The sequence below is a fragment of the Sphingomonas sp. AOB5 genome, from assembly GCF_029433115.1.
Classification (GTDB): domain Bacteria; phylum Pseudomonadota; class Alphaproteobacteria; order Sphingomonadales; family Sphingomonadaceae; genus Sphingomonas.
The window spans coordinates 1-17,894 of sequence record NZ_JARNTV010000037.1 but is presented as its reverse complement, the minus strand read 5'-3'; the positions used below and the strand labels follow the sequence as shown (position 1 = coordinate 17,894).

The 17,894-nt window shown below is 64.7% G+C and carries 20 protein-coding genes and 1 pseudogene; 5 read left to right on the top strand and 16 right to left on the bottom strand.

The genetic code is table 11. The features are described 5' to 3' along the window. The first annotated feature begins 95 nt into the window (after nt 1-95). A complete protein-coding gene (locus P1X14_RS14820) occupies nt 96-1,679 on the top strand; it encodes a DHA2 family efflux MFS transporter permease subunit (protein WP_277316159.1) in 1,584 nt (527 codons plus the stop codon). Nucleotides 1,680-1,714: 35 nt separating this feature from the next. Here the strand turns inward: P1X14_RS14820 and P1X14_RS14815 are convergent, their stop codons facing one another. The 3 genes from P1X14_RS14815 to P1X14_RS14805 form a co-directional block, all read right to left on the bottom strand. Beyond that, nucleotides 1,715-2,146: a GFA family protein gene (locus tag P1X14_RS14815; RefSeq protein WP_277316158.1), complete on the bottom strand. Its 432-nt coding sequence runs from the start codon at nt 2,144-2,146 to the stop codon at nt 1,715-1,717. 2 nt (nt 2,147-2,148) lie between these two features. Further along, nucleotides 2,149-3,177, bottom strand: coding sequence for an aspartate-semialdehyde dehydrogenase (locus tag P1X14_RS14810; RefSeq protein ID WP_277316157.1), 1,029 nt, complete (start codon nt 3,175-3,177; stop codon nt 2,149-2,151). A 106-nt stretch (nt 3,178-3,283) separates the two neighbouring features. Continuing rightward, on the bottom strand, nt 3,284-4,408 hold the full coding sequence (locus P1X14_RS14805) for a LysR family transcriptional regulator (protein ID WP_277316156.1): 1,125 nt from the start codon (nt 4,406-4,408) through the stop codon (nt 3,284-3,286). A gap of 149 nt (nt 4,409-4,557) precedes the next feature. On the opposite strand from P1X14_RS14805, the gene P1X14_RS14800 reads away from it, so the two are divergent. Together P1X14_RS14800 and P1X14_RS14795 are read left to right on the top strand one after the other, a co-directional pair. Beyond that, a complete protein-coding gene (locus P1X14_RS14800; RefSeq protein ID WP_277316155.1) occupies nt 4,558-5,655 on the top strand; it encodes a GNAT family N-acetyltransferase in 1,098 nt (365 codons plus the stop codon). Then, nucleotides 5,648-6,004 carry a transcriptional regulator gene (locus P1X14_RS14795; protein ID WP_277316154.1) on the top strand — a complete coding sequence of 119 codons (357 nt, stop codon included), beginning with the start codon at nt 5,648-5,650 and terminating at the stop codon, nt 6,002-6,004. The genes P1X14_RS14800 and P1X14_RS14795 overlap by 8 nt, the downstream gene beginning before the upstream one ends. On the opposite strand, the gene P1X14_RS14790 is transcribed toward P1X14_RS14795, so the two are convergent. The 3 genes from P1X14_RS14790 to P1X14_RS14780 all read right to left on the bottom strand — a co-directional run bounded on the left by P1X14_RS14790 (nt 5,979) and on the right by P1X14_RS14780 (nt 9,900). Next, entirely contained in the window at nt 5,979-6,161 is a 183-nt protein-coding gene (locus P1X14_RS14790; RefSeq protein ID WP_277316153.1) for a hypothetical protein, read from the bottom strand. The two genes, P1X14_RS14795 and P1X14_RS14790, sit on opposite strands and share 26 nt — an antisense overlap. A 100-nt stretch (nt 6,162-6,261) precedes the next feature. Next, nucleotides 6,262-7,587, bottom strand: coding sequence for a DUF418 domain-containing protein (locus P1X14_RS14785; protein ID WP_277316152.1), 1,326 nt, complete (start codon nt 7,585-7,587; stop codon nt 6,262-6,264). Between the two features lie 96 nt (nt 7,588-7,683). After that, a complete protein-coding gene (locus tag P1X14_RS14780) occupies nt 7,684-9,900 on the bottom strand; it encodes a DPP IV N-terminal domain-containing protein (RefSeq protein ID WP_277316151.1) in 2,217 nt (738 codons plus the stop codon). A 136-nt stretch (nt 9,901-10,036) separates the two neighbouring features. Between P1X14_RS14780 and P1X14_RS14775 the strand changes: the two genes are divergently transcribed. After that, nucleotides 10,037-10,546 carry a hypothetical protein gene (locus P1X14_RS14775; protein WP_277316150.1) on the top strand — a complete coding sequence of 170 codons (510 nt, stop codon included), beginning with the start codon at nt 10,037-10,039 and terminating at the stop codon, nt 10,544-10,546. Here the strand turns inward: P1X14_RS14775 and soxR are convergent. Further along, complete coding sequence (gene soxR, locus P1X14_RS14770; protein WP_277316149.1) at nt 10,512-10,979, bottom strand: redox-sensitive transcriptional activator SoxR; 468 nt, start codon at nt 10,977-10,979, stop codon at nt 10,512-10,514. The genes P1X14_RS14775 and soxR overlap by 35 nt on opposite strands. An 89-nt stretch (nt 10,980-11,068) precedes the next feature. Between soxR and P1X14_RS14765 the strand changes: the two genes are divergently transcribed. Further along, nucleotides 11,069-11,449 carry a VOC family protein gene (locus P1X14_RS14765; protein ID WP_277316148.1) on the top strand — a complete coding sequence of 127 codons (381 nt, stop codon included), beginning with the start codon at nt 11,069-11,071 and terminating at the stop codon, nt 11,447-11,449. A gap of 52 nt (nt 11,450-11,501) precedes the next feature. On the opposite strand, the gene ybaL is transcribed toward P1X14_RS14765, so the two are convergent. The 9 genes and pseudogenes from ybaL to P1X14_RS14720 all read right to left on the bottom strand — a co-directional run. Continuing rightward, nucleotides 11,502-13,124, bottom strand: a complete 1,623-nt coding sequence (ybaL, locus tag P1X14_RS14760; RefSeq protein WP_277316147.1) for a YbaL family putative K(+) efflux transporter — start codon at nt 13,122-13,124, stop codon at nt 11,502-11,504. A gap of 282 nt (nt 13,125-13,406) precedes the next feature. Next, nucleotides 13,407-13,802 carry a hypothetical protein gene (locus P1X14_RS14755; RefSeq protein ID WP_277316146.1) on the bottom strand — a complete coding sequence of 132 codons (396 nt, stop codon included), beginning with the start codon at nt 13,800-13,802 and terminating at the stop codon, nt 13,407-13,409. A gap of 114 nt (nt 13,803-13,916) precedes the next feature. After that, on the bottom strand, nt 13,917-14,306 hold the full coding sequence (gene rplS, locus P1X14_RS14750; RefSeq protein ID WP_277316145.1) for a 50S ribosomal protein L19: 390 nt from the start codon (nt 14,304-14,306) through the stop codon (nt 13,917-13,919). A gap of 1 nt (nt 14,307) precedes the next feature. Beyond that, complete coding sequence (gene trmD / locus P1X14_RS14745) at nt 14,308-15,036, bottom strand: tRNA (guanosine(37)-N1)-methyltransferase TrmD (protein ID WP_277316144.1); 729 nt, start codon at nt 15,034-15,036, stop codon at nt 14,308-14,310. Next, complete coding sequence (locus P1X14_RS14740) at nt 15,033-15,410, bottom strand: type II toxin-antitoxin system VapC family toxin (protein ID WP_277316143.1); 378 nt, start codon at nt 15,408-15,410, stop codon at nt 15,033-15,035. The genes trmD and P1X14_RS14740 overlap by 4 nt, the downstream gene beginning before the upstream one ends. Continuing rightward, the gene (locus P1X14_RS14735) at nt 15,403-15,672 is read right to left on the bottom strand and encodes an AbrB/MazE/SpoVT family DNA-binding domain-containing protein (RefSeq protein ID WP_277316142.1); all 270 of its coding nucleotides are present in this window, start codon (nt 15,670-15,672) and stop codon (nt 15,403-15,405) included. The genes P1X14_RS14740 and P1X14_RS14735 overlap by 8 nt, the downstream gene beginning before the upstream one ends. A 57-nt stretch (nt 15,673-15,729) precedes the next feature. Continuing rightward, nucleotides 15,730-16,071, bottom strand: coding sequence for a hypothetical protein (locus P1X14_RS14730; protein ID WP_277316141.1), 342 nt, complete (start codon nt 16,069-16,071; stop codon nt 15,730-15,732). Between the two features lie 22 nt (nt 16,072-16,093). Then, nucleotides 16,094-17,599 (bottom strand): serine hydrolase domain-containing protein, encoded by a 1,506-nt coding sequence (locus tag P1X14_RS14725; protein WP_277316140.1) that lies wholly within the window; start codon nt 17,597-17,599, stop codon nt 16,094-16,096. Nucleotides 17,600-17,678: 79 nt separating this feature from the next. After that, nucleotides 17,679-17,894, bottom strand: a pseudogene (locus P1X14_RS14720) (TIGR04222 domain-containing membrane protein); the annotation flags it as partial.

Below are 17,894 nucleotides of genomic sequence, written 5' to 3'. Positions count from 1 at the left end.
CCCGCGGGGCGGGTGCGGCTCCCGGCCTCTCCCCCTCCCTGAACGGGACCGGATCCGCCACGCGGGGATGACGTTACCCTATTCGAGTTGTGCCCATGGCCACCGCCGCCGCCAGTGACGAAACCCCGATGCCCGCCGCGCCCAAGCACGGCGTAGCGGCGCTGCCGGTCGAGCGGCGCGGCCTGCTGACCTTCGGCGTGATGCTGGCGACGATCATGCAGATCCTCGACACCACCATCGCCAACGTCGCCCTGCCCCATATGCAGACCGCGCTGGGAGCGACCGGCGACACGATCACCTGGGTGCTGACCAGCTATATCGTCGCGGTGGCGATCGCCATTCCGATCACCGGCTGGCTTTCCGACCGGATCGGATCGCGCAACCTGTTCCTGATCGCCACGATCGGCTTCGTCATCGCCTCGGCCCTGTGCGGCGCGGCGCAGAGCCTGGAAGAGATGGTGGCGTTCCGCATCCTGCAGGGCGTCTGCGCCGCGTTCATGAACCCGCTGAGCCAGACGGTGATGCTCGACATCAACCCGCCTGAGAATCAGGCCAAGGCCATGTCGATCTGGGGCATGGGCATCATGGTCGGCCCGATCCTGGGGCCGGTGATCGGCGGCTGGCTGACCGACAATTTCGATTGGCGCTGGGTGTTCTTCGTCAACCTGCCGCTGGGCGTGATCTGTATCGCGCTGCTGTGGTGGCTGCTCCCCTCTCGCCCGATACGGCGGCGACCGTTCGATCTGTTCGGCTTCACCCTGCTCGCAATCGGCATTTCCGCGCTGCAGCTGATGCTCGATCGCGGTCAGGGCGAGGACTGGCTGGGTTCTACCGAGATCTGGATCGAGATGCTGGTCGCATTCATCGCGCTGTGGATGTTCGTCGTCCATATGGCGACGGGCAAGAACCCCATGTTCGAGCGCAATCTGTGGAAGAACCGCAATCTGGTCACCGGCCTGTTCTTCATGGTGGTGATCGGCGTGGTGATGATGGCGACGATGGCGCTGCTGCCGCCGATGATGCAGAATCTCTACGGCCATTCGGTGTTCGACACCGGATTGCTGCTGATGCCGCGCGGCTTCGGCGTGATCCTGACGATGTGGCTATCCGCGCAGATGATCCAGCGCGGGATGGACGCGCGGATCGTGGTGGGCGTGGGCATGGCGATCGCGGCCTATTCGCTGTGGGACATGACTTACTGGTCGCTCGAGATGGGCAGCTGGCCGATGATCGTCTCGGGCTTCATCCAGGGGCTGGGCATGGGTCTGGTGTTCATGCCGCTGAACGGCATGGCCTTCGCGACGCTGGCGCCGCATCAGCGCACCGAGGGATCGTCGCTGATCAATCTGGCGCGCAATATCGGATCGTCGGTCGGCATCTCGCTGGTCACGACGATCCTGGCCCGCAGCATTCAGGAGAGCCATGCGGCGCTGGTGCCCAATATCTCCGCCGACAAGCTGAACACGATCGACCCGAACCTGCTGCAGATCCTTGGCGGATCGGGTGAGGCGGTGCTGGCAATGGCCAATGCGGAGATCAACCGGCAGGCTTCGATGATCGCCTATCTCAACGACTTCTATGCAATGGCGATCGTGACGGCGGTGTCGGTGCCGCTGGTGTTCCTGCTGCGCAAGCCGAAGGGCCGGGTGGAGAATGATCCGGCGGCGGCGGGGCATTAAAACCCAATCCTCCCCTGCAAGGGGGAGGATTTGATCTACGCGAACAGCTTCACCCACACGTCCATCGGGGCGTTCTCGTCATAGGCCGGGACATCATCTGGCAGCGCGATCCAGGGCTGTTTGGTCGAGGTGTAGATGTGCAACCGCGGCGTCAGCGTCTCGCTGCCGTCCAACGTGCCCGCGCGGACGATGGCCATGCCCGGCCTTGCGCTGTTGGTGTTGTAGAGGCGCGTGAAGCAAATGCTGCAATAGCGATGCAGCGACACGATATCGGGCGACGCCGGCATCGGCGCGGTCAGGACCTCGCCGGTGACGGTCAGCGCATCCTCGCGCACCGGCATCTGGTGCGCGAAGGATGCGCCGGTGCTGCGCTGGCAGCGCGTGCAATGACAGGCATAAGTGCGCGGCACGCCCTCGACCGAGAGCGTGTAACGGACGGCGCCACAGCGGCAGCCGCCCGTCAGCACGGTCAGGCCGCCTTCTTCAGGTGACGGCGGCCGAGCAGTTCGGCGATCTGCACCGCGTTCAGCGCCGCGCCCTTGCGCAGATTGTCGCTGACGCACCACAGGCTGAGGCCGTTCTCGACGGTCGGGTCCTCGCGCACGCGGCTGACGAAGGTCGCATATTCGCCGACGCATTCGATGGGCGTGACGTATCCGCCGTCCTCATGCTTGTCGATCAGCATGACGCCGGGCGCCTCGCGCAGGATCGACTTGGCCTGAGCCGCCGAGATCTCGTCCTCGAACTCGATGTTCACGGCCTCGGAGTGACCGACGAACACCGGTACGCGGACGCAGGTGGCGGTGACCTTCACCTTGGGATCGAGGATCTTCTTGGTCTCGACCACCATCTTCCATTCTTCCTTGGTCGACCCGTCGTCGAGGAAGCTGTCGATGTGCGGGATCACGTTGAAGGCGATCTGCTTGGTGAACTTCTTTGGCTCGGCCGGATCGCCGACGAAGATGTTGCGCGACTGTTCGAACAGCTCGTCCATGCCCGCCTTGCCCGCGCCGGAGACCGACTGATAGGTGGCGACGACGACGCGCTTGATCTTCGCGACATCGTGCAGCGGCTTGAGCGCCACGACGAGCTGCGCGGTCGAGCAGTTGGGGTTGGCGATGATGTTGCGCTTCAGATAGCCGTCGATCGCTTCCGGATTCACTTCCGGCACGATCAGCGGCACGTCCGGATCCATGCGATAGAGCGAGGCATTGTCGATCACGGTGCAGCCCGCCGCGGCGAAGCGCGGGGCATGCGCCTTCGAACCATCAGACCCGATCGCGAAAATCGCAATATCCCAGCCGGTTGGATCGAAATGCTCAATATTCTGAATTTTGTACTGTTTACCGGTCTCACCGAAATCGACCATGTCTCCGGTCGAACGCGAGCTAGCGAGCACCGCCAGATCGTCGATCGGAAACTCGCGCTCGGCGAGGATGTTCAGCACTTCGCGACCGACATTGCCGGTGGCGCCGGCGACCACTACCCGGTAACCCATTTCAAACTCCAGTTTCGGATGGAGCGCTGCCGGTACGCCTAGTGAGGCGTCCGCGCAAGAAAGCGCTGCTATCCGATCCCTTCCGGCGAAGTTTATTACGCGGGGATCAGGCCTTGCCGGGCGGGAGGACGCCGGGCGGATATTGCACGCGCGGCGTCATGTCCTCGTACAGCTTGACCACGCTGGCCTGGCGATCGGCGCCGGGGAACTTGTCCGGATGGACGAATTCGTCGGCGAACCAGGGATATTTCTCTTCGTCGAACGCGTCCTTGATCCACTCGACCGTCGTGCGGATAGAAGGCGAGTTGCGCGCCGAGGCATGATAGTAGAGCCACAGGTCGAAGCGCAGATGCGCGGGGATCGTGATCGGGATCAGATCCCGGCTGATCGCGCGGGTATAGGTCGGGAAGGCGCTGATGCCCGCGCCGTGGATCACCGCCCAATAGACCGACAGTGCCGAGTTCGAGCGGATCGTGAGGAAGCCCGGCGGCAGTTCCGCGCCGAAGAAATTGGCACCAAGCTCCGAATTGATGCCCGGGCCCGCCTGTTCGATGAAGCGGTGATTGTCGCGCAGATCCGAGAAGGAGGTCGGCGTGCCGTTGCGGCGGAGATAATCCTGACTGGCGAACAGCATGAAGTGCAGCACCGCGACGCGCATCCGCACCAGATCGGGGTTTTGCGGGCGATTGAAGGTCAGACCGACATCGACGTCGCGGCTCTGGTCTGCGCCTGCGTCATAGGTCTGCTGAAGCGAGATGGTGAGATCGGGGAATTGATCCTGCAGCGTCATCAGCCGCGGGGTGAGCCAGAAGGTGCCCAGACCCTCGGTACAGCCGATGCGGACCTCGCCCGGCTTGATCAGGATATCGCCCTGCCCGTCGCCGCGGCCATGATCGGCGGACGTGTGCATGTCGCGCGCGACCGCGAGCACCTGTGATCCGATTGCGGTGAGGGTCACGCCGTTCACGTCGCGGCGGAGCAAAGGCGCGCCGACTTCCTGTTCCAGCCGTTCCACACGGCGGCGCAGGGTGTTCACCGCAAGCGCGGTGCTGGTCGCCGCGGCACGGAAGCTCATGGCATCGCAAACCGCCAGGAAAGCGCGCAGATCGTCCCAGCGCACACCCTCGGCAAAAGCTCTCGCCTGATGGGTGTTCCAGCGCGGAACCCCGTGTTCCGAAACTGGAATCTCAGCGATCGCCGCTCGCTCAGCTAAAGTTCTCTCCGCGCTCATAAACCCGGCCCCCGCCAGTTTTGGGAGGATACCCAATGTTGTCCGATACCATCCACGCCCGACCAAGCCATAATGGACGGATTCGTGTTGCAGAACAAGGTGAGCGCCTGATCAATCATTTCAAGCATCTTGCAGATAACCGCCGCGTGATGACCTGGGACGAAGTCGAAGCGTTTATTTCGAGCAATCCGACTGAATTTCCGATCGCGCCGATTGGCGTCATTCGCGAAGTTTGGGAGCGTAACCCGACGATCTTCTGGCGCATCGGCGCCGAGGATTGCGAGCGCCCGGGACTCTACGCGCAACTGCCGCTCAACACGATGGGCGCCTCCTATCTGCTGTCCGGCCGGTTCAGCGGCCTCTCCCCCGACCCCGCCTGCATCGCCCGGCCCGACGAGGCACCGGCGGCGATCTACCTCTGGCTGGCCTATATGCCGCGCCGCTGGGGCACGTCCCTGCCCGCCATCGCCGCGATCCTGGAAGAGACCGGACCGGAGGCGGTGCCGCTCTTCTCGCGCGGGGCGACCGAGCATAGCTCGCGCCTGCACGACGCGATGGAGTTCCGCGTGGCAAACACCATCTATCCCAACGCGCCGGAATGGCTGCGGGTGATCCTGCCCGAGCGGCTGATCGCACCGCGCAGCCCGGTTCTGAGCGTCAAGATGGTCCGCAACATGGAAGACATGGCGCAGATCTACGCGATCCGCGGCGCGACTTACCTCGCCGAGCAATTCTGCCTGGTGACCGAAGAGTTCGACGGCAACGATTTCTGCTCGACCCAGTTCATCGGCTATGTCGATGGCGATCCCGCGGGCTGCATCCGGCTCCGCTACTTCGCCGGTTTCGTGAAGATCGAGCGGCTGGCGGTGCGCCGCGAGTATCGCAAGAGCCGGCTGGCGTTCAAGCTGGCCCGCGAGGCCGTCGCCTTCGCCCGGCGCAAGGGATACACGGTCGGCTACGGCCATAGCCGCGAGGACCTGGTGCCCTTCTGGCGCATGTTCGGCGCGCGACTGATGGAGGATCGCCCGCCCTTCCACTTCGCCGACATGGCGTATCGCGAAATCGTGTTCGACCTGGGGGATCTCGCCAACGACGCGATCCACCTCGGGGTCGATCCCTATGTCTCAATCCGGCCCGAAGGGGAGTGGGACCGGATGGGACCCCTCGAACTGTCGAACCTGCGCCCAAGCAGGGAACAGCTCATCAAGCAGCACACCAAGACGATCCGGGGGACCGTAAATGCCTGACACGACAATGGAAACCAGCCTGACGCCGCTCCAGCGCGCACAGGCACTGTACGACCTGCGCCGCGCACGCGAGCCGTTCTTCGGCGCCAATGCCGATCTGTTCGGTGAGCCGGCCTGGGATATCCTGCTGGATCTCTACATCGCGCACGAGCGCGGCATCGATACCTGCGTCAGCGACGCGTGCATCGGCGCATGCGTGCCTTCGTCGACCGGCATCCGCTGGCTGGCGATCCTGGAAGAGCGCGGGCTGATCGAACGCGAATCCGACCGGTTCGACGCGCGCCGCCGCTCGGTGCGCCTGACCCGGCGCGCCCGCGAACTGCTTACGGCTTACCTGCTGAGCTGCTGAGCGCCGCCGCTTCGGCTCGCTCCACATGGGCGCGGATCATTTCCACGCCCATGTGGATGTGGACGCTGGCAAGCGACTGCCCGGCGGCATCGCTGATGCGGATTACTTCCTCGCCCAGCGCGATCGCGCGGCGGAGGGATTCAATTTCGTGCGGCAAGTCGACTCAGTCCTGAACGCAAACAAGGGGGACTCCCCGTTCACACGGATGTCAGTAGCGAACAAGCTACGGGCGACCCCTTATCTGCCCCGAATCGGAACTATCCCGCGTGACGCCGCAGAAACGGTTGGCGCTTCACATAGGATAGTGAACGCCACAGCCATTCGAGCGGGCCGCTGGTGAAGAAACGAACCCAGATGTTCGCGAGGATCAACTGACCCGCGATTACGGCAAGTACGACGCTGAACATGCCGCCCCAGCTGAGTTTTCCCCACAGCCCGACGCCCCAAGGGGCGAACAATATCCACATGCCGATGATCGTCTGCATGAAATAAAGGGTGAAGGCAGTGCGTCCCGCCGCCTTGAACGGTGCCAGAAGCACGCGGCCGACGACCGATTTCACGAGCAGATTGATCAGCGCGAGATGGCCGACCGACGCCGCGATGCGCGCGAATTCCTGCGTCGCCCAGAAACTTCGCGGGATCGGCATCATGGTGAGCATTTCCTGCGCGCCCAGCCAGCGCAGCGGCAGCGCGAAGGCATAGCAGCCCAGCATCAGCACCAGATAGAAGCGCGCGCTGCGTCCCCCCTGGATCACTTCCCATTTCCACAGGGCGATGCCGAGCAGCATCACGCAGAACGCCTCGATCACGCCGAGATACAGTCCGCCATCGGCGACGATGAAGAACCACAGGCCGATATTGAGCATCGCATAGTCGAGGAAGCCGCCGCTATGGCCCTTCACTTCCTGCTTCTTCAGCTCCTGGAAATCGGGACTGTTGCCCTTGCGGCGCTCGATCGCCTTCTTCCAGTCCTCGACCGACTTGGTCTCGGTCTTGTCGAGCTTGGCGCCGCTTGCCGCCTTGGCCTGAGCGACCTCGGCACGGTGCATCAGGTCGGCGCGCTCGAAATAGCGGATGCCGCCGGTCACCGCGGTGAACAGCGCGAAGCCCATCGCGAAGACGAGCAGCCAGCGCGCGCCGAGCTTGCGGAACGGGAACAGGAACAGCGCGGCGATGGCATAGAGGTGAAGGATGTCGCCCGCCCAGAAGAGCAGGAAGATATCCGCCAGCCCGAACGCCAGCAGCCAGAGGTTGCGCCGGAAATAGAGGTCCGCGATCGCCACCGGTCCGTCGGGCTGCATCGCCCGCGCGGTCAGCACCATCATGCCCGCGCCGAACAGCATCTGCAGCAGCCCGCGCTGCGTGCCCTCCAGCATGATCTGGACCGCCATCCAGCTGGCATGATCGACCGGCGTCCAGCCGAGCTGCCGCACATCTACGAACAGCGCCGGAAGCGACGCCGCCATGAAGGGGATGTTCATGAAGAAGATGCCGAGAATGGCGATGCCGCGCAGGATATCGAGCACGTCGATCCGCGACGTGCCGGTCACCGGCGCGATGCTGGTTGCAGTGGTGTCGGTCATGGTTTGCCCCCCATGTGTGAAGGGCAAGCTATGTCACCTGCGTAACGGAGTCGAGCGGGGCACCATAATCCTCCCCCGCAAGGGGGAGGATTATGGTCACTTCGCCGGGGCGCTGCGGTCCAGGAAGGCGAAGATCAGGTTCCACATATGGACGCTGACCTTCGGCCCGCCGACGCGGTGGGTGTGGCCCGGATAGAGCATCACCTCGAACGGCACGGCGTTTTCCTGAAGCTTCGCCATCATCACCGTCGAATGCTCGAGCACGACATTGTCGTCGGCCATGCCGTGGATCAGCAGCAGCGGATCGGCGATCTTCGTGGCGTTCTCGACCGTGTTCGACGCCTTGTACGCCTCGGGCACCTGACGCGGATCGCCCATGTAACGCTCGGTATAATGGGTGTCGTACAACTCCCACTTGCTGACCGGCGCGCCCGAAACGCCCGCGGCGAACACGCCGGGTGCGGCCTCCAGCATCTTCAGCGTCATATAGCCGCCATAGGACCAGCCATAGGTGACGATCCGGCCGGGATCGACGAAATCGAGCGTCTTGAGATAGGCGGCGCCCGAAAGCTGGTCGGTCACCTCGACCGTGCCCATCGCGTGCCAGATCGCATCCTCGAACGCCTTGCCGCGATTGGCCGAGCCGCGATTGTCGATCTGGAACCAGATATAGCCGCGATCGACGATCGCCTGCTGCAGCGCCCCGCCCCAGCCACGCGTGACCGTCTGTGAATGCGGGCCGCCATAATGCTGGAAGAACACCGGGTAGCGCTTGCCCGGCTCCATTTCAGGCGTGATCATCTCCCAGTGCAGCACCGTGCCGTCCTCGGCCTTGATCGTCCCGAAGGTGCGCACGCGGTGGCCGGCGAGATAGGGGTTATAGGGATGCGCGGCATCCTTGACCGAATTCTCGTTCACCCAGGCGAGGCGCTTGCCGCTGGCATCGGCCAGATAGACCTGCGCCGGCTGGCCGGTGTTCGAACGGGTGACGATCATCCGGCTGGCGGCCTTGTCCATCGTCGCCATGTTCCACCAGCCCTCTTCGGTGAGCTGGGCGGGGGGGCCGGGGCGGTTGATATCGACCCAGTAGAGCTGGCGTTCGAGCACGTCGCCGCGATTGGCGAGGAAATAGACCCGGCCCTTCGCCTCATCGACACCGGCGACCGAGAAGACTTCCCAATCGCCCTTGGTCAGCTGGGTGAACTTGCCCTTCTTCCAGCGATAGATGTGGCCGTGGCCGTCACGTTCGGACCACCAGATCAGGCTGCCGTCCTTGAGCGGGGTGAAGGCGTTGGAGAGATTGACCCAGCTCTTCTCGCTCGAGCGCTCGGTGAAGACGATGGTCGACTTGCCGGTGGCGGGATCGACCGCAAGCAGATCGAGCACGGTCTGGGCGCGGTTCTGGCGCTGGACGTAGAGCGTCTTCGCATCGGGCGACCATTTGACGCGGGCAAGATAGATGTCGGTCTCGCTGCCGAGATCGACCTTCACCTTTCCGCTGCCGTCCGGGTTCATCAGCCACAGCTCGACCAGCACGTTGGCGGTGCCGGCCTTGGGATAGCGCTGCTGGACGATGGTCGAGCTTTCGGCGCCGATCGCGGCGCGGGTGACGATGCCGACCGGGGCCTCGTCGAACTTCTGCACCGCGATACGGCTGTCGTCGGGCGCCCACCAATAGCCGGAGAAGCGGTCCATCTCCTCCTGCGCGACGAACTCGGCTTCGCCCCAATGGATCGTGTCGGTGCCGCTGCTGTCGGTGGCGATCGCGGTCTGGCCGGTCGCGCGGTTCAGCACCGCGAGATTCTGGTTACGGACATAGCCAACATAGCCGCCGGTGGGGCTGAGGCCGGCATTGAGCTTGGGCCCGGCGCCGGTCGACAGCTTCTCGACCGTACCGTCGAGCGAGGCGAGATAGAGTTCGCCTTCGAGGGGCACGAGGATCGACTTGCTGTCGGGCGACCAGTCATAGGCAATGATGCCGCGGGTGCCGCCGATACGGGCGCGCTCCATCTGCATCTTCTCTGCCTCGGAGAGTTCGGCGCCCGATCCGACCTTCTTCGAATCGACCAGCATCCGCCATTCGCCGGTCGTGGTGTCCATCGCCCACAGGTCGAACCGCTCCTTCTCGTCGGGGCGATTGCGCAGCAGGGTGAGATACTTGCCGTCGGGCGAGAGCTTCATCGCGCGCGGCTGGGTACCGGCGAGATCGGGGCTGGCGAAGACGCGATCGAACGTCAGTTTGGGCGCTTCCTGCGCCTCAGCAGGCATGACCGAACCCATCGCCAACGCAACACCCGCAACCCATTTCCACATTCCGCTACTCCGGATCGTCTCACCTGATACCAGGCGAAGGCGTTATCGCGGGGGAATGGCGGCGGGTAAAGGGTGACGCCTTGCCGACCGGCAAACTTCGTGAGAATCTGGATCACCTCGAACGAAGGCTGCCCCGATGCTGCGTTTTAGCGCCGCTGCCGCGCTTGGACTTTCCTTGCTGCACGCAGCGCCCGCTGGCGCATTCTGCATGTACCGCGGCGAGATGTACGCGAAGACCACGCTCGCTCAGGAGTTCCGGGATTCGCCATTGGTCGTTCGCGCGACGGTACTTTCCAGCTGGGATTTCGACTTCAAATATGGCCGGGGCACGCTGTACCGGCTTCAGGTCGAGCAGATTTACAAGGGGCGCGCGACGCCGACCCTGACCTTCGTCACCGAGCGGAACAGCGGCGGTTTCTACATGGACCGCGGCACCAAACCCGATATCGGGGCCAGCTATCTGCTGTTTCTGGATCCGTGGGAACGCGGGCGCAAGGAAAGCTGGGATATCGGCCAACGGAGCCGGAATGCCTATTTCGTGAATTATGCGTGCGGCCAGTCCCGGGCATGGCGCGAGGTCTCGCAACGGGATCGCGCCCGGCTCCTCACGCTCAGTCGCCCATCGCGAACTCGCGCGGCGCGATGACGAAGCGCGGGCCGGTGCCGCTGCGGGCGGCGCGGTCGTCGGGGTTGTAGAGCGCGCATTTCCGGAGCGACAGGCAGCCGCAGCCGATGCAGCCATCGAGGATGTTGCGGGTGCGCTCCAGCATCGCGATGCGTTCGTCGATCAGCTTGCGGAAGCCGTTGCTGATCCGCTTCCAGTCGGCGGCGGTGGGCGCCCTGCCCTCCGGCAGCTTCGCCAGTTCGGCGGCGATCTGGGGGATGGTCAGCCCCATCTGCTGCGCGATCAGTGCGAACGAAATGCGGCGGATGTCCGAGCGCAGGAAGCGCCGCTGGCCGCCCGAGGTGCGGAATGCGCTGACCAGTCCCTTCGCCTCGTAGAAGCGGATCGCCGACACCGCGACGCCAGTCCGCGAGGCGAGATCGCCGATCGCCAGAAGCTCGTTGCCGCGCGCCATGCCGCCCTCCGATTTTATTACTTGACCTCAACTTAGGTTAAGGTTGTAGCTGCCTTGCGCATGGCAATCCACAGAGAAGGACCATGCGAATGACGACCCCCTTTATCGAGCATATCAACCTGACGGTGCGCGACCCCGAACGGTCGGCGCAGCTGCTGATCCGCCTGTTCGGCTGGCACGTGCGCTGGCAGGGGCCGTCGCAGATGGGCGGACGGACCATCCATGTCGGCAGCGATCGTTTTTATATCGCGCTCTACACCCATCAGGGCGCGGAGACGCCCGACGAGGTGTTCCATAAGGGGCGGCCGTTCAACCATGTCGGCATCGTCGTGGACGATCTGGACGCGATCGAGCGCAAGGTCGAGGCCGCGGGCCTGCGCCCCTTCGCGCATGGCGATTACGAGCCGGGGAAGCGCTTCTACTTCCTCGACCATGACGGCACCGAATATGAGATCGTCAGCTATGCGTGAGGGGTTGCCGGGGGACGCAAGGAAAGACGGGCAAGCGCCCCCCGACACAAACTCATCCGCTGGAACAGAGCGTCAGCATGCGGCTGGCGATCTCGCGCTCGCCCATCACGACTTCGGGGACGCCGGCCTTCTGAAGGAAGGCGACCTCTGCGTCGGAATGGGCGCGGGCGATGATGCGGATGCCGGGGTTCAGCTCGCGCGCGCGTTCGGCGATGGCCCCGGCCTCGAAACCCTCGGGGATCGCGATCAGCAGCTTGCCCGCATCGCGGATCCCGGCTTCCTCCAGCGTCGCGGGATCGACCGCGTTGCCCTGGGCCACGTCGATCCCGGCCGCTTCGGCCTCACGCGCCATGTCGGGCTGGTCCTCGATGATGAGGAACGGCTTGCCGCTCCGCGTCAGATCGCTGGCGATCAGCTTGCCCACGCGGCCATAGCCGATCAGGATCACATGACCCTTGTGCGCACGGGGTTTCGCCGCTTCGTCCGCGATCTCCACCGCATCGCCGCGCTTGGGGACCAGCGAGAAGATGAACGGGTTGAGGAAGATCGAGATGATCGCGCCCGCCAGGATCAGGTCGCGCCCTTCGGCGGGCAGGATCTGAAGGCTGGTGCCCAGTGAGGCGAGGATGAAGGAAAATTCGCCGATCTGTGCCAGGCTGGCAGCCGCGGTGATCGCGGTCTTGCCCGAATGGCGCAGCGCGCGGACGATCGCATAGGCCGCAGCCGACTTGCCGACGATGATGATCAGCACCGTCACCAGTAGCGGCAGAGGCTGCTCGATCAGCACCGACGGATCGAACAACATGCCGACCGACACGAAGAACAACACCGCGAACGCGTCGCGCAGCGGCAGCGTCTCTTCGGTCGCCTGACGGCTGAGCGGGGTTTCGCCCAGGATCATCCCGGCAAAGAAGGCGCCGAGCGCGAACGACACCTGGAACACGAACGCCGCACCGAATGCCACGCCCAGCGCAATGGCGAGGACCGCGAGGCGGAACAGCTCACGCGAACCGGTGTGCACCACCCAGTGCAGGACCCAGGGGATCACCTTGCGGCCGACCAGCAGCATCAGCACGACGAAACCGGTGACCTTGAACAGCGTGCCCGCAATCGGGATCAGCAGCGTGGTGAGATCGCCGTCCGGGCTTTTCATCACATTGGCGAGCACCGGCAGCAGCACAAGCGCCAGCACCATCACCAGATCCTCGACGATCAGCCAGCCCACGGCGATGCGGCCGCGCTCGGTCTGGACGAGGTTGCGGCCCTGCAAGGCACGCAGCAGCACCACGGTGCTGGCAACCGACAGCGCGAGGCCGAAGACGAAGCCCGCGAGCATATCCCAGCCCAGCACCCAGGACAGCGCCATGCCGAGCAGGGTGGCGACCGCGATCTGGCCGATGGCGCCGGGCACCGCGACCTTGCGGACCGCGAGCAGGTCCTTGAGCGAGAAATGGAGGCCTACGCCGAACATCAGCAGGATCACGCCGATCTCCGCGAGTTCGCTGGCCAGCCCCGCATCGGCGACGAATCCGGGCGTGAACGGCCCGACCACGACGCCCGCGAGAAGATATCCGGCGATCGGCGACACCTTCAGCCGGTGCGCGATCGCACCCATGACGAAGGCGATCACCAGGCCGGCAACAACGGTGGCAATCAAAGGGGTATGGTGCATCAATTATCCTTGTTCGTGCCGCACATCGGCGGCGTGCGCCGGGCCGGAACGCGTCCGGCCCGAGCGGTTATTGTCGTGAAGCGGATCACTCGGCGGTGGAGCCGATGACAGCCGCCGCGAGGGCGACCGATCCGGCTACGCCGCCCCAGATGGCGGTGACGAACCACCATGGCGGGCGCTTGCGTTTGCTTGTGCGTGACATGCTGTTTCCCCGGATGCGGAGCCGCGCGCAGTTCGGGCGCGGACTCTCATCTCGAACGATGCGGCCTTGGCCGCGGCGGGAAATCAGGCGTGCGGGGGTGCGCGGGGTTGCGCGGTTTCGCGCGGATTCCGGGCGGGTGCGCCCACCACGCCATAGGGCGAGGGGACGCCGTCGGCAGTGGCAAGGGGAACCGGAATCCCGGCCATCAGGATCGGCGGAAGCGCATCCGGTGCCGTGACCGAAGCCGCCTTTTGCGGCGATCCGTCGTCATCCGCCTCCGCGGTGGCACGGATGCCGGCGCTGGAAGCGCCGAGCGCGACCTGGGTGGTCGAGGGATTGAAGGCGGAACCGACCGCGACCGTCAGCGGGGCACCGACCGGCAGCACCGCGGAGAAGATGGCGGTGACCATCGCCAGCCACAGCGACGCCACGAACAGCCTCAACTGTCCCAGTCGCTTGTCAGGCACGTCGTTCCGCATGGCTGGCATAGTAGCATAATACGGCTGAACCGCAAAATGTATCAGGCCGAAAAAACGAAACGGGGCGCGGAAGCTTATGCCTCCGCGCCCCGTGCTTGCTTCGTGAAGCTGCGCTTATTCGGCTGCTGCGACCTCGCTCGGGCGCGGATCGCGGCGCTCGGCGATGCGAGCCGACTTGCCGGTGCGGCCACGCAGATAATAGAGCTTCGCGCGACGCACGACGCCGCGGCGGACGACTTCGACCGAATCGACGTTCGGCGAGTATAGCGGGAACACGCGCTCCACGCCTTCGCCGAAACTGATCTTGCGGACGGTGAAGTTGCTGCCCATGCCCTTGTTCGAGCGGGCGATGCACACGCCTTCGAAGTTCTGAACGCGGGTGCGCTCGCCTTCGACGACCTTCACGCCGACCTTCAGCGTATCGCCGGGACGGAAATCGGGAATCTTCTTCGCCTCGTGGAACTTGGCGATCTGCTCGGCTTCGAGCGTCTGGATGAGGTTCATCTCATTCGTCCTTTTTTCGCCGCGCGCCAGAGGGAGACTTGACCCGAGCACCCTCATGGCGCTCCCAAAGGTCCGGCCTCCTTAGCCGTGTATCGGTCTCGGCCTGTTGCTTTCGCCAGGCGTCGATCCTCGCATGATCCCCCGATCGCAGCACTTCGGGGATCGTGCGCCCTTCCCATTCAGCAGGTCGGGTATATTGCGGATATTCGAGCAGCCCCGTTTCGAAGCTCTCGTCCATGCCGCTGGAAGGCGCGCCCATTACTCCGGGAATGAGGCGAATGCAAGCGTCGAGAAGGGTCAGCGCGGCCATCTCCCCGCCGGAAAGGATATAGTCGCCGATCGAGACCTGTTCGATCTCGCGCGCATCGAACAGGCGCTCGTCGAATCCTTCGAACCGGCCGCACAATATCGTGACGCCAGCGCCTTTCGAAAGCTCGCGCACCCGGGCCTGGCTGAGCGTCCGCCCCCGCGGGGTCATCGCCAGCACCGGACGCCCGGCGGGCACACTGTCGAGCGCCGCGGCGAGCACGTCCGCGCGCATCACCATCCCCGCCCCGCCCCCGGCCGGCGTATCGTCGACCGAGCGATGCTTGTCGGTGGCGAAATCGCGGATCTGCACCGTTTCGAGCGACCACAGCCCCTCACGCAGCCCCCTGCCCGCCAGCGACGCGCCGAGGGGGCCGGGGAACATCTCCGGGTACAGGGTCAGGACGGTGGCGGCGAAGGTCATAGGGTCCAGTTTTCGATTTTGAGGCCAGGAATGTCGGCGACGTCGCGTTCGTTGTTGGTGATGAGGATCAAGTCCAGCGAAAGGGCGTGTGCGGCGATCAGACGGTCCAGTCGGGAACGGCGGAAGGGTAACGTTCCATGGAGCATCGCTGCGTGCGCATCGAAGGGGAGGACCGCCACCTTCTCAAGAAACGCAGCAAGATCGGGAGCATCGAACACGGCTTCGCCATAACCGACCGAAATCTCTGCCAGACTGATCGTAGAGACGAACAAGCTGCCTTCGACCTGCTCGGCCAACCGAACCTTCAGCGTTTCGGAGAGGCCGCGCAACGCGTAGATGCAGATGTTACTGTCCAGCAGAAAGCGATCAGCCATCCCGCTTCAGCAACTTGCCCTCCCAATCCAGTTCACGCTCCTCGAAATCCTCGCGCGGGGGTACTTTCAGCCACGGCGCCTTTCCCCAGAAGCCACTGATATCGATTTTACCCTTTGGCTTCTCTGCCGGCTCGACCGTGAAGCTGCCCTTCTCCTCGCGCACGCGCATTTCCCGGCCCGGCTCGATGCCCAGCGCCTTGGGCAAGCGCAGCGCCACCGAATTGCCTGACTTGAACGTCTTTGCGCGATATTCCTTGGTCATCACGGTCTCCGTATATACATCATGTATATACATTTACCGATTTCTCAAGGCCGCCGCTCAGCCGCCGCGTATCTTCCGGCGGGTACGGAACGCAGTGAACATCGCGATGGGGAAGCCCAGCGCCAGGATCAGCATCGCCTGAATCACGCCGTAATGCACCAGATCGACCGCGGGCACGGCATCGCTGACACTGCCCTGCCCGGCCTCACCGATCCGCGCCAGCGTCTGCACGACGCTCCAGCCGACGATGACGATCAGCGCGGCGAGCAGCAGCAGGACGGTCATCACCGCAGTGCCGACCGGGTGAAGCCAGCGCAGCCTGCGCTGGAGGATCCAGGCGAGCACCGCGGAAGCCAGCAGCACCGCGGCGCCGATCCCCAGCATGCCGAGCCAATCCATTATCGTCTCCCTTCCGTCCGGTTCACTGCTTCACCACCAGGAAGCGCAACGCCTGCACCGTCAGCGGCTTCGTCGGTGCGAGCAGGATCTGGCCATCCAGCTTGCCCTTCTCGCAATTCCAGCGGAACGCAACCGTCAGCGCGCCGGTGGCGTGGAGCGGTTCGGCGGTGGGGCAATTGCCCAGTTGCTCGCGCAGCTTGGCGAGATCGATCCGCCAATTGGCCGCGCTGCGGTCCATCAGGAAGTTCATTGCGAGCGGCAGTGCCGTCACGTCTCCGCTCGCATAGGCGGCGCGGGCCTTGTCGTGCATCGCGGCAAGGTCTGGCGTCACCGGAAGTTCGCGCGGGGTGAAGGCACCCGCATCGTTGAGCAGGAAAGCCGCATCCCACGCCAGATTGGCGGCGCCGGTATAGGTGCGGTTGGTGAAGACGAAGATGCCGACGCCATATTCGGGCAGCAGCAGCAGGTGGCTGCCATAGCCGGGATAGCCGCCGCCATGGTGCATCATCAGCCCGAGCTGGCAATCCTGCGCCACGCGGAAGCCCATGCCATAGGCTTCGGACTGGACGCAGCCGCTTTCCGCGGTGCTACCCATGCGGCGGCGGGTGCGGGTGAAGTTCGATCCCTGCGCCAGTTCGCGCACCGAGGCGCGCTTGACCGGCCCCTTGTCGGCATCATCACGCGGCGGCCATGCGGAGAGGAGGAAACCGACCCACTTCGCATAGTCGTTCGCGCTGACCTGAAGCCCGCCCATCGCGCCGAACGCGCCATGCTTCATCGTCGGCTCCTCGAGCCAGGCGTCATTCTCCCAGCGATAGCCGATCGACCGGCGCTCAATCGGCCATTCGCCGACTTCGAACCCGCTGCTGGCCATACCCAGCGGCTTGAGGATCGTGCGTTCGACATAGGTGCGATAGGGCATGCCCGAGACGTTCGCGACGATGCGGCCGAGCAGAGCGTAGCCGAAGTTGGAATATTCCATGCCGGTGCGCGGCGGGCGGGTGAAGGGCACGCCGGCCTTGAGCATCGCGGTGAACGCGGCCTCGGGCAGCGGCGTCTGGCGGTCGCCCCAGGGATCGTCGGTGACGAAGCCCGCGACATGGCTGAGCAGATCGCGGATGCGAATGCGCGGGCTGTCCGCGGTCGGATAGCGCCAGTTGCGCATCTCCAGCACATATTTCTCGGCCAGATCGTCGAGCGAGAGCTTGCCCGCATCGCGCAGCGACAGGATCGAAAGCGCGGTGAAGGCCTTGGTCATCGAGGCGATGCGGAACAGGCTGTCCGCCGTGACCGGGCGTTTCGCGACGATATCCTGCACGCCGAAGCCGCGGACATGCACCAGCCGTCCATTGGCGACGATGCCATAGACGAGGCCGGGGGTCGGGTTCTTCTTCTGGAAGTCCTCGAACATCGCATCGATGCGCGGGATCGCGGTGGCGATGACGGCTTCGTCGGTCGGGGCGGTCTGGGCTGCAGCGGGAACAGCGATGGCCGCGCACAAAGCGAACGCCAGCAGCCGAATGGCCATAATGTATCCGCGCATAAAGCCTCCCGGGATTCGATCCCGGGAGGCTAGCGGAGGAAGTTCGGCTATGACAGCGCGGCGTTTATCCCCCGCAGCCGCCGCACCCGCCGCCACCGCAGCCGCTTCCGCCGCTATCGCTGCTCGATCCGCTGTCGCTGCTGCTCGATCCGCCGTCTCCGGCGGTACGCATGCGGTGGTAATCGGCCCAGGCCGATCCGGCGAGGACGGTGGTGCCGAACAGGGCGACGGCGAGGCCGGTCTCCGCCCCGGTCGGGGCGCGGCGCAGGCGATCCGCACT